We start from the raw sequence: 13,148 nt of genomic DNA, 5'->3' as shown, positions 1-13,148 counted from the left end.
ACCAACCTGAATGCATCCATACCTAAATTAACTACAGTTGCTAATTTTAGCAATACCGGTGTATTTAACTCCTACTACATGGAAGATGGGTCATATCTGAGATTGAAGAGTTTAACTTTAGGTTATACGCTTCCAAATTCACAGGTTAAGCAATTGGGGATCTCCAGGTTTAGGATCTATTTACAAGGTGGTAACTTATTTACTATAACAAAATATAAAGGTTTAGATCCTGAGCTTCAGCCGTCGGATTTGAATAACAACACCAACTTCGGTATCGACTTTGGTAACTATCCTGCTAACCAAAAAACTTATCTTTTAGGTGTACAGGCTACTTTTTAACAATATTTTAATAGATTAAGATCATGAAAAAATTTCAATTAAAATTAATTATCCCGCTGTGTTTGCTGCTCATTTGTTCAGTATACGCATGTAAGAAAAGCTTTTTGGAAAAGCCGGCTTTGGGGCAAATTGACCCAACATTGTTATCAAACAAAGCTGGTGTAGAGAGTTTGTTAATTGGTGCTTACTCGGAGCTTGACGGTTACGGTGGTAAAGGTGCAGGCCAATCTGCAGCTCCGTCAAACTGGATGTTTGGTAGTATTACCGGTGGTGATGCTTACAAAGGTTCAGATCCGTCTGATGGTGCAGCCGATCAAACTCCTGTGGCATCATTTAGCTTAACGGCATCAAACCCGTTCATCATAGGCAAGTTTGCCGCTTTGTATGATGGTGTACAGCGTGCAAACGATGTTTTGCGTGGTATCCCTAATGCCAAAGACCTTAGTGCTGATGATGTCAAAAGGATAACTGCTGAATCCCGGTTTTTAAGAGGTTATTTTTACTTCGAATTGCGTCGTAACTTCTTTATGGTTCCATATGTAGATGAAACAGTAACACTTGTTGATGTGCCTAATGTGAAGAATGATAAAGATATCTATCCTGAGATAGAAGCGGATTTTAAATTTGCTGCAGAAAATCTGCCGGAAACCCAGCCTCAAAAGGGCCGTGCCAATAAATATGCAGCTATGGCTTACCAGGCAAAAGTATTTATGGCCGAGTCTAAATATCCCGCAGCGAAAGCTATATTGGATGTTTTGATGGTTTCAGGACAAACTGCCGGTGGTTTACCTTATGGTTTAAATGATAATTATCAATCAAACTTTACGCCCCAGGCTGCATTAAAAAACAGCAAGGAGTCAGTATTCGCGGTTCAGGCTTCTGTTAATGATGGTTCATTGGGTAACAATAGTAATCAGGGCGATAATCTTAACTTCCCATACAATGGTGGTCCTGGTGGTTGCTGCGGTTTCTTTAACCCATCGCAATGGTTAGCAAACTCTTACAAAACTGATGCGGCTACCGGATTGCCTTTGCCTGATACTTTTAATAGTGGTGCTCCTGTTACCGATGTAACTTACACAGGTTCACTTGATCCACGTATCGATGTGTCAATTGGCCGTAAAGGTATTCCTTACCTTGACTGGGGACCACACCCTGGTGATGCATGGATCCGTAACCCTGGTTCTGATGGTCATTTCAGCCCTAAGAAAAACGTATATTCAAAAAGCGAAGTTGGTTCTAATACCAGTACAGAAAATACCTGGACTTCTGCTTTAAGCACATCAAATAACGTTAACCTTATCCGTTATGCCGATGTTATTTTATGGGCTGCAGAATGCGAAGTTGAGATAGGCTCATTATCAAAAGCAATGGACCTGGTTAACATGGTTCGTAACCGTGCAGCTAAGCCAGTATATTGGGCTTACTTAAATTCGCCATATAATGCTGCAACGGCAACTTATACAGTGCAAACTACAAAAGCAGCAAACTACAATGTAAAACCATATACATCATTCCCAGACCAGGCTTATGCACGCAAAGCAGTTCGTTTTGAGCGCAAACTGGAACTGGCTATGGAAGGCCACCGTTTCTTTGACTTACAAAGATGGGGTAGCGCATATCAAACTGCCGAGATCAATGCATTCTTAACAAGTGATCAAACTATTGATATCACTTTAAAAGGTGCCGTATTTACTCCAAATAGAAATGAGTATCGCCCTATTCCGCAGGCGCAAATTGATATTGCCAACTCAAAAGGGCCTATTATTTACAAACAAAATCCTGGTTATTAATTTTTGATAACCGGTTCAATTATTCTAATTTAGGTGGAGATAATTATCTCCACCTTTTTTTATAKCCTACTGCTCAAAATTCATGAAGTATATAGTCCTTTTAAGTTGCCTGTTTATATGTTTGTTAACAGGGTGTGAAAAACCAACATTGTTTAAACTGATTCCATCATCACAATCGGGCATTACTTTTAGCAATACCATAGTGGAGGATGATAAAATAAATCCCCTTACCAAGCTTAACCTTTATAACGGCGGCGGCGTAGGCATAGGCGATTTTAACAATGATGGCTTGCAGGATATATATTTTGTAGGTAACACCGTATCAAACAGGTTATACCTAAACAAAGGGGATATGAAGTTTGAGGATATAACCGCCAAAGCAGGCGTGGGCGGCAAAGGCGGCTGGGGCAGGGGAGTGGCTGTTGTTGATATTAATAATGATGGCCTTGCCGATATTTATGTATGTAATACTTTATTGGATGACTCTGTTAAAAGGATCAACCAGCTTTATGTGAACCAGGGCACAGGTAAGGATGGGATACCTGTTTTTAAAGAAATGGCTAAGGAATATGGCCTGGATATTAATGTACACTCCACCATGGCATCGTTTTTTGATTATGATAACGATGGCGACCTGGATATGTACCTTACCGTTAATGAAGCTATAGCCAGCGATAATCAAAGCGTTTTCAGGCCCGTAATTAGGGATGGCAGCCACCGCAGTACAGGCAGGCTTTACCGTAACGATTGGAATGCAGCGTTAAAACACCCGGTGTATACCAATGTATCTAAACAGGCCGGAATAACCATTGAAGGTTATGGCCATGCCAGCAGTATTGTTGATATAAACAAGGATGGATGGAAAGATATTTATGTAACCAATGATTTTTTACCGGATAACATCCTGTATGTTAATAACGGCGACGGCACTTTTACCGATAGATCAAAAGAATATTTTAAGCACACAGCCTTTAGCGCTATGGGGCAGGATATTGAGGATGTGAATAACGATGGCCTTGCCGATGTTTTTGAGGTTGATATGAACCCCGAGGATAACTATCGTAAAAAGATGTTCATGCCCGCCAATAATTACCAGATTTTTCAAAACTTTGATCATTACGGTCAGCAATATCAATATACACGTAATACTTTACAAATTAACAGAGGTCCGCGCCTGGGCCAGAATGATTCAATAGGCGCCCCGATTTTTAGCGAAACTGCTTTTTTAAGCGGTGTAGGCCAAACAGACTGGAGCTGGGGACCAATGCTCACCGATTTTGATAACGACGGCTTACGCGACTTAATTATAACCAATGGTTATCCCCGCGATGTTACCGATCATGATTTTATTACATTCAGGGACAGGGCTTATGCAATTGCCTCAAGCAAACAGATCCTCGACCAGATCCCGATTGTAAAAATACCCAACTACGCATTTAAAAATACCGATGGGCTGCAGTTTACAGATGTAACCAAAAGCTGGGGGCTTGATGCGCCATCGTTTTCAAACGGCGCCGCCTATGCCGATCTGGACAATGATGGAACTATGGATATGATCATCAATAATATTGATGACGAAGCTTTCATCTACAAAAACACAGCCCGCGAAAAAAATAAAACTGAAAACAACTATTTACACATACAGTTTCACGGCGGTCTGCAAAACCTGGGCGGTATTGGTGCTTTCGCCAATATTTATTATGACCATGGTAAACAACAGGTATATGAAAATACACCCTACCGTGGCTATTTATCAACTATTCAAAATATTGCACATTTTGGTTTAGGTAAAACAACCCGGCTCGATTCGGTAGTGATACGATGGGATAACGGTAAAAAACAGGTTTTGAAGGATGTTAAGACCAATCAAACCATTAAGGTAAATATGGCTGATGCCAGGGAGCCTTATACCTTTAAAGTACCCGTGCTAAATACCAATTCCTTGTTCCGCGAGGTAACAAAATCGGCAGGTATTACTTATAAACATAAGGAAAAGGATTATATCGATTTTAACGTACAAAAATTAATTCCACACAAATTATCACAGTACACTCCTGCGGTAGCAGTTGGCGATGTAGATGGTAACGGTTTTGATGATATGGTAGTTGGCGGTACTACGCTATACCCTGCACAGTTATTATTGCAACAGGCCGATGGAAAGTTCAAACAGCGCGATCTTCTGCAGCAGTCAAAAGTAAAAGTGCCGGCCATCAACCCTATGGATATGGGGGCCTACCTGGCGCAGGTAGCCGGTGCAAAGGACGAAGGTTTGCTATTATTTGATGCCAATGGTGATGGCAAGCTGGATTTGTATATAGCCAGTGGTGGTTTTGAAACTCAGCCGGGATCTGCCAATTACCAGGACAGRTTTTACCTAAACGATGGAAAAGGTAACTTTACGCTACAGCCCGATGCATTACCAAAAAACCTTACCAGTAAGCTATGTGTAAAGGCAGCCGATTTTAACCACGATGGCAAGCTCGATCTGTTTGTATCCGGCCGTGTTGATCCGTGGAACTACCCTAAACCGGTATCAAGCTTTGTATTGCGTAACGATAGTAAGAGTGGTGTTATAAAATTTACAGATGTATCACCCTCGGCGGCGCCCGGATTAAAAAATATTGGCCTGGTATGTGATGCCACTTTTACTGATTTTAATAACGATGGCTGGCCCGACCTTATCCTTACCGGCGAATGGATGCCGATAACTTTCCTTGAAAACGATAAGGGCGTATATAAAAATATAACAGCAAATACTGGCGTGCAGGATAAATTAGGCTGGTGGAACACCATTGCCGCCGGCGATTTTGATCATGATGGCGATATTGATTATATAGTTGGCAATACCGGGCTTAACACATTTTACAAGGCTTCAGATCAGTACCCGATTTATATAACCGCTAAAGATTTTGATAACAATGGCAGCTATGACGCTTTTCCATCCGTTTTTCTGAATGATCAGCAAGGGGTGAAGCAGGAATTTCCGGCTTTTGGACGCGATGATATTGTGAAGCAGATGATTAGCATGCGGATAAAATACCAAAATTATAAGTCGTTCGCTGTAGCTACCATGGATACTGTAATTACCCCGAAAATGCGTGAAGGYGCCATCAGGTTAAAAGTGAATTACCTGCAATCATGTTATTTACGTAATGATGGTGGCGGTAAATTTACAGCTTTACCTTTGCCAATAGATGCCCAGATGTCGGCACTTTGCGGTATAACCGTTGATGATTTTGATGGCGATGGTAACCTTGATGTGGCTTTAAACGGAAATGATTATGGTACCGAAGTTGCAACGGGACGCTATGATGCTTTTAACGGGTTGATACTTAAGGGCGATGGCAAAGGTAATTTTAAACCGCTTAGCATTTTACAAAGCGGGTTGTGCATCCCCGGCGATGGCAAAGCCCTGGTTAAGTTAAGGGGAGCTAAGGGCAATTATCTTTTAGCCGCCACCCAAAACCGCGACATGATGAAATTATTTGAACTGAAACGCCCCGTAAAAACGGTGAGTTTACAGCCTTTGGATGCTTTTGCTACCATAAAATACAAAAATGGTAAAATCACCAGGCAGGAGTTTTATAATGGCAGTTCTTTCTTGTCGCAATCGGGCAGATTTTTTAATATTGAAGGTAATATGGCATCAGTAACCATCACTGATAGCTATGGCCATCAACGAACCGTTCAGCTTAATTAATTACTTGTATATGAGATATTTTAAAATATGTATAGCCGTTGCCTGCTTATTCCTGGTGTATGGCTGTACGCAAAAAAAGAAAACGGCTTTAATGAAAGATGCCGATGTACTACATAATAATGTTGATCAGCTAACGCAGGTGATTATATACGATGTGTTTTCGCCACCGGTAGYCAGTCGTATTTACGGCTATACCACATTGGCGGCTTATGAGGCTGCACGCTATGCAAACCCCGATTATAATTCAATAGCAGCCCAGTTAAAGGGCTTTGGCAAACCGCCCGAACCTAACAAGGATTTAAAGTACAATTTCACATTGGCCGCTACCAAAGCCTTTTTTACGGTAGCCCATAAGATCACCTTTTCGGTTGATACCCTTCAGAAATATGAGGATAAGGTGTACGCTATGTATAAAGATAACCTTGACGATTCTACCTACGCGCGTTCAATAGCATTTGGTACGCAAATAGGAAAGTTTATGCTGAAACGTTCTGCCGTTGATAATTATCCGCAAACCCGTGGTAAGCCCCGCTTTTTGGGTAACGAAGATCCGGGCCAATGGCGTCCTACCGCGCCAGACTATCTTGACGGTGTTGAGTTTTGCTGGGGCACTATGCACACTTTTGCGGTTGATACCTCAACACAGTTTAAGTTACCGCCGCCACCTCCTTTTAGCGAAGACAAAAACAGCGTTTTCTTTAAACAAAATATGGAGGTTTACCAGTTGAGTAAAAATATTACCGAAGAACAAAAAACAATTGCCCGCTTTTGGGATGATAATCCATTTGTAATTCAGCATAACGGGCACATGATGTTTGCCAATAAAAAAATAACCCCCGGCGGCCACTGGATAGGTATTGCAGCTATTGCCTGTAGACAAACACATGCCGATGCGGTAAAAACAGCGCAGGTTTACGCGCTTACGTCAATAGCCTTGTTTGATGCCTTTATTTGCGGCTGGCAGGTTAAATATGAAACTAATTACATAAGGCCGGTAACAGTTATCAATGAAAAAATTGATCACGATTGGCTGCCTATGCTTCAAACTCCACCATTCCCCGAGTATCCAAGCGGGCATAGTGACATCAGCGCAGCTTCGGCGGTAATGCTTACGCACCTGTTTGGCGATAACTTTGCCTACCAGGATACCAGCRATTTAAAATATATAGGTATGCAGCGCCATTTCGATTCGTTTTTAAAAGCTTCGGATGAGACGTCTATAAGTCGTTTTTATGGTGGCATACATTATCTTAACAGCGTAAACCAGGGCGCCGCGCAAGGCAGGCAGGTAGGCGAATATATTTGGCAAAAACTAAAACTAAAAAAATAATAGCATATAGGTTTTTATGAATTTTAAAAAGAGTTACCTGGTTACTGCTTACCTGCTTTTATTTACTGTTTTATTATCACTTGTTACGTTAATGTATGGCTGTAAATCAAAGCCACAACCATATAAATTAACCGGAGATGTTAAGGTGGATGGGGAAAACCTGGTACAGTTAAAGTGTACAAGGTGCCATGCGTTAACACCTGTTAATGCTTTACCCAAAAATGTTTGGTTAAACCATGTACTGGTTAGTATGGCGCCTATGCTAAATGTATCAACTTATGGAAGCTCTTTTTTCAAAAAGGATCCAAAGGATACAACCGGGGCAAGCATTGCAGAATGGCTTACTATAGTTGATTATTATAAAAAGTTTGCACCTGATACTTTATTACCTGCCAAAAAGCCTGTTCCTTTAGTTGAAGATTGGGCTGGTTTTACAATAAAAAAGCCGGCACCGTTAAATTCTACCAGTTTTACTACTGTCGTTGCGTTTAATACAGCAACTAAAAAGTTGTACAGTGCCGATGCAGTAAATGATAAATTATATACCTGGGATGCCAATTTAAAGGTCGACTCATTAGCATCGTTGCCCTCTGCCGGAGTAGGCATTAGTTTTGATAAAGATGAAGCAGGAAATAACATCGGTTTTGTTTCGGCTATTGGCCGGATGGCCCCTGTTGATTTTCCGAATGGAAAAATAGTAAAACTTAACCTGGATGCCAACGACGCGAATGCTACGCAAACCTATATCGCGTCTGATCTGCCCCGCCCGGTTCAAACCATAAGCGGCGATTTTAATAAAGATGGACTTAATGATGTGGTAGTTTGCGGCCAGGGCGATAAAAAAGGAGGAGTTTATTTATTAAAACAAAACAAGGATAAAACCTATATGCAGCAAACCATCCTGGATAAGGCAGGATCGGTACAGGCTGTAAAAGGTGATTTTAATAAAGATGGCTGGCCCGATGTAATGGTTTTAACAGGCACAGGTGATGAGGGGCTATGGCTTTTAACAAACGACCAAAAAGGTGGTTTTACAACAAGGAAGCTGCTAACTTTTCCGCCAACAAACAGTTCAACCAGCTTCCAGTTAGCCGATATGGATCATGACGGGAACCCTGAGCTGGTTTATACCTGTGGTTATAATTATCATGATTCGCGTATTTTAAAACCCTACCATGGTTTGTATATTTTTACCAATACGGGCAACTGGAATTTTAAACAAAAGTACTTTTATCCAATAAACGGCTGTACAAAAGCTATAGCTGCCGATTTTGACGGCGATGGCGACCTTGACATTGCAACAATTGCCTTTTTTGCAGATATGCAAAATACGCCTGCCGAGGAGTTTATTTACTTTGAACAAACCAAAGCATTTGATTTTAAACCACATGCGGTACCGGTAAGCAAATATGGTCGCTGGATGTGCATGGATGTAGCCGATTTGAACAATGACAGTAAGCCCGATATCATCCTTGGTAATTATGCCAATGGCTTTATGTTTATTCATGGTTTACAGCCGCAATGGGATCGTAATCTGCCACTCATTGTGCTTGAAAATCACATGAAAAAATAGGAGTTGGTTAGTGTTATATTTTAGCTTTTAATTCATAAAATTAAGGGTCTTTAAAAAGATCGCTCCGGAAAAGGTGATAAGTGTGCACATGATTAAAAAACAAAGGCTGTCTGCAAATAAGATCTGTTTAATTATTTTTTCGGTATTTATTATCATCGCTTTTAATAGCTGTGGAGATGATGGTTTATCATCACCCGAAGAAAAATACCTTGCCGAAGGTAAAAAGCTTGCCCAAATACGTTGTTCGGGTTGTCACCAGGCACCAGATCCATCGCTTTTGGATAAAATAACCTGGGAAAAGAGCATACTACCGGGCATGGCACCCAAATTTGGTTTGCGGCCTTTTATGGATGATTACCTTGTTTCTTCAACCTCAACCATATCTGCTGCCGACTGGCACAAGATCCTGGTTTATTATAAATATTGGGCTCCTGCTAAGCTGATCATACCAAAACCTAAGGCAATAAAGGATTGGGCTATTTTCGCCCTGAAACGGCCAAAAAATGCAGATACGGCTAACGGGTCTGCCATGACTACCATGGTTGCCTATAATGAAAACGATAAGCATCTTTATACAGGCGACGCGGGCGGCAACCTTTATAAATGGGATAACGATCTTCAATCAACCCTGGTAAAGAAATTTAATTCGGGAGTAGTTGATGCCAATTTTTTTAAAACAGCTGCAGAGCTAAACGGAGCTATCATAACCTGCATAGGCATACTGCCGCCAAACGATCAGCTGAAAGGGAAAATGATAAGCATCAACCTTAATAGCCGGTCAGCAAATAGAGATTCACTGTTAATTACTGATAGCCTGCCGCGCCCGGTAAAAAGCGCTTATGCCGATTTTAACAAGGATGGTTTAGTAGATTATGTATCCTGTGGTTTTGGACATAACCAGGGTGGATTATACCTTGTTCAGCAACGGGCAAATCATACATTTATAAAAAAAACTGTCAGGGCTATACCGGGCCCATCCCAGGTTTATATCAGCGATTATAATAACGATGGCTGGCCAGATATTGTGTGCCTGTTTGCCCAGGCTGATGAAGGTATCTGGTTGTTTTTGAATGATAAAAAAGGAGGATTTGCCAGTCAGAATCTTATACATTTTCCGCCGGTATATGGTTCAAGCAGTTTTGAAATGGTTGATTTTAACCATGATGGTAAGCCTGATATTTTGTATACCTGTGGCGATAATAATGATTACTCGCCTATATTTAAACCTTATCATGGGGTTTACATTTTCACGAACCAGGGAAATTGGAAATTTAAACAAACCTATTTTTACCACATCAATGGCTGCTCAAAAGCCATGGCTGCCGATTTTGATAAAGACGGCGACCTTGACCTTGCCGTAACCGCGTTCTTCCCCGATTTTAAATACCATCCCACCGAAGGTTTTACTTACCATGAACAAACCAGCCCCGGTAAATTCAAAGTGCACGAGATTCCTGTTAATGGGTATGGCAGGTGGATAGCGATGGATGTGAACGACATCGATCAGGATGGTGATATGGATATTGTTTTAGGCAATTTTTCGGCAGGAGGCTCCGGACTTATCAACCAAAAAGACTACAAACCCAGCTGGGACATGTACCATCCGGTAATCATGTTGCAAAACACGCTCAGAAAGTAAGCATAAAAATGTAAATTGTATCATTTGTATTGGAAAATGATAAATAAGTACGCTATCATGTTGCCATGTGTTAATTAGTTTTACCGTTGTTATTTATTGCCAGTGATGTTTTCCATATCCATTTATTAAATGGAGGCGCCGCATCCCTGTTAAAAAAGCATTATGATGAAAAAAACTATTTATACTGCCTTCGGTGTTTTTGCTGCATGCGTTTTGCCTGCCTTTTTGCTGGCTCAATCTGCGCCTGTAAAACAGGTTAAGTTATCCGATTTCGATTTGCAGTCTTCGGCGTTGGTTAACGCTACCGGTGCCGAATTATCAAATGTTAAATACCATTCGCCTGTGTATTGGTTCCCGGTTAAAGTGCCATCAACAGTATTGACAGGGCTGGTTGCCAATAAAATTTATCCCGATCCGTACCAAGGTTTAAATAATATGCTGATTCCTGACGCATCAGATCAGTTTAATAAAGAATACAACCTGGAGCAGTATAGTCATTTACCCAACGATCCCAATCCATGGAAAAAGCCTTACTGGTACCGCACAACCTTTAAAGTGCCAGGCGGTGATAAGGGCAGGCAGTTTCAGCTGATATTTAAAGGGATCAACTACCGTGCGGCTGTATGGCTTAACGGAAAACAAATTACCGATAGCACCCAGATGGCTGGTATGTTTGCCGAGCATAACCTGGACGTGAGCAATGCCATTAATACCGGTGGCGATAATGCATTAGCAGTAAAAATATATCCTTTGGATTATGCCGGCTATCCCGCAAAAGAACAGCTGAAGGCTTTAGGTCCATTCTATGAAAACGGTGGCCCAACCGGGGATATTGGTAAAAATGTAACCATGCTATGCTCCGCAGGCTGGGATTGGATTCCGCCGGTGCGCGATCGTAATATGGGAATCTGGCAACCGGTTTTTCTGCGTACCACGGGAGCCGTAACTATTGGCAGGCCAAAACTGGTAACCGACCTGCCAAACCTTCCCGATACCAGCGTAGCTAAACTTTCCCTGAATTTAACATTGTCAAACAACACCAGCGTTGCTAATAATGGCAAGCTTACCATCAGCATAAAACCCGAGAATTTTGCGGGGTTACCCGTTCAGTTTACACAAGCGGTTTCCGTTGCTGCAAATTCAGGTAAAATGGTGGAGTTAAATGCAGACAATATAAGCCAGCTCATCATTCGTCAGCCAAAATTATGGTGGCCAAACGGTTATGGCAAAGCAAATTTATACCGCATCCGCCTGCAATATGCCGATGTAAAGGGCGTCAGTGATGATACTACCTTTGTTTTTGGCGTACGTGAGGTATCATCCAAAGCAAGCATGGTGAATGGTTTTGTGCGTCGCCAATTTTACGTGAATGGTAAGTTAGTGCATTTGGTAGGCGGTGCCTGGGTACCCGATATGATGGTGAACCGCGATTCGGCCCGGTATGATTATGAAATGCACCTGTGCCGCAATGCTAACGTAAACTTAGTGCGCATTTGGGGCGGAGGCGTTACCCCACCCGATGCTTTCTGGAATGCGGCCGATAAATATGGGCAGATGGTATGGTCGGATTTTTGGATCACTGGCGATACCCAGGGGGAATTTAAAGGCTCGCCTGATTGGCCATTGGAAGGAAGCGTATTTATAAAAAATGTGGAGAGCACTATTTACCGTGTGCGTAATCACCCAAGTTTACTGGTTTGGACTGGTGGTAACGAAGGCCATGCCCGTAAAGAACTTTATGATAAAATGCGCAATGATATCATCGAACTGGATGGTACAAGGCCATTTATCCCAAGCTCATCAGGCTTTGCCAAACTACCCGAAGGATGGAAAGGCTCATGGCCGGATGATATGCCATCAGGTGTGTACAGCGGCGGGCCATATGCATGGAAAGATCCTAAGGATTACTACAAACTGGCCGATGCCGGTAAAGATTGGGTATTTAAGGATGAAACCGGCCTGCCATCGCAACCGCCTTATACCACGCTGCCTAAAATTATCCCTAACCTTACCTGGGATAAAACCCTGCCTTTCCCGCTAAACAATACCTGGGGATACCATGATGCTGCAACTGGTGCCGGCCAGTATGATAAGTATTATGAGGAGATGGCCAAAAGGTATGGCGCGCCAGGTGATATCATAAATTTCTCTGATAAGATGCAGTTTATGAACTATATAGGCTACCAGGGTATTTTTGAAGCCGACGGCCATAAACTGAACGAAACCGGTGGCGTAATGCTCTGGAAACTGAATGCCGCCCTGCCAAGTGTGKTCTGGCAGATCTATGATTGGTACCTGGAGCCAAATGCAGGTTATTATTCCATGCAAAACGCCTGCGAACCGGTGCATATTCAATATAATTATGATAACTCAAGTGTGGCAATCATTAACCGTACCCACCATTCAACCGGCGATCTTATTGCCACTGCCGATATTTTTGACATTAACAGCAAGCTCATTAAATCATCAAAAGTGGAGCATGTGAGTTTAGCTACAAATGGCGTACAGGAGATCATTCAACTGAAGGATATCCTGGCAGGCACGCAGGGTGTAAGCTTTGTAGTGCTTAACCTGAAAAATTCTGTGGGCAAAACGGTATCGCACAACGCTTATTGGCTATCTGCAACAGATGAATTCAAAACGCTTAACAATATGAAACATGCCCGGGTAAGCGCCAAAATTATCAAAACCGAAAAAGGTACTGTAGAAAGTAAGTGGACTGTTCAATTCACCAACACATCAAATAAACTGGCATTTTTTGTACGCCCGCAACT

The 13,148-nt window shown here is 42.0% G+C and carries 6 protein-coding genes and 1 pseudogene; all 7 read left to right on the top strand.

Annotated features, from left to right (window positions below):
* Positions 1-339, top strand: a pseudogene (locus AC1DPZ_RS13250) (SusC/RagA family TonB-linked outer membrane protein); the annotation flags it as partial.
* Positions 340-362: 23 nt separating this feature from the next.
* Positions 363-2,132: a RagB/SusD family nutrient uptake outer membrane protein gene (locus tag AC1DPZ_RS13245; RefSeq protein ID WP_477404050.1), complete on the top strand. Its 1,770-nt coding sequence runs from the start codon at positions 363-365 to the stop codon at positions 2,130-2,132.
* A 148-nt stretch (positions 2,133-2,280) separates the two neighbouring features.
* A complete protein-coding gene (locus tag AC1DPZ_RS13240; RefSeq protein ID WP_477404048.1) occupies positions 2,281-5,832 on the top strand; it encodes a VCBS repeat-containing protein in 3,552 nt (1,183 codons plus the stop codon).
* Between the two features lie 10 nt (positions 5,833-5,842).
* Complete coding sequence (locus AC1DPZ_RS13235) at positions 5,843-7,162, top strand: vanadium-dependent haloperoxidase (RefSeq protein WP_477404046.1); 1,320 nt, start codon at positions 5,843-5,845, stop codon at positions 7,160-7,162.
* A 16-nt stretch (positions 7,163-7,178) separates the two neighbouring features.
* The gene (locus tag AC1DPZ_RS13230; protein WP_477404044.1) at positions 7,179-8,735 is read left to right on the top strand and encodes an FG-GAP repeat domain-containing protein; all 1,557 of its coding nucleotides are present in this window, start codon (positions 7,179-7,181) and stop codon (positions 8,733-8,735) included.
* Positions 8,736-8,823: 88 nt separating this feature from the next.
* The gene (locus AC1DPZ_RS13225) at positions 8,824-10,374 is read left to right on the top strand and encodes an FG-GAP repeat domain-containing protein (RefSeq protein ID WP_477404041.1); all 1,551 of its coding nucleotides are present in this window, start codon (positions 8,824-8,826) and stop codon (positions 10,372-10,374) included.
* Between the two features lie 162 nt (positions 10,375-10,536).
* On the top strand, positions 10,537-13,148 hold a 2,612-nt coding region (locus AC1DPZ_RS13220; protein ID WP_477404039.1), incomplete at its 3' end, for a glycoside hydrolase family 2 protein.

Source organism: Mucilaginibacter sp. P4_G9 (genome assembly GCF_056400985.1).
This window is presented reverse-complemented; position numbering and strand designations above follow the sequence as displayed.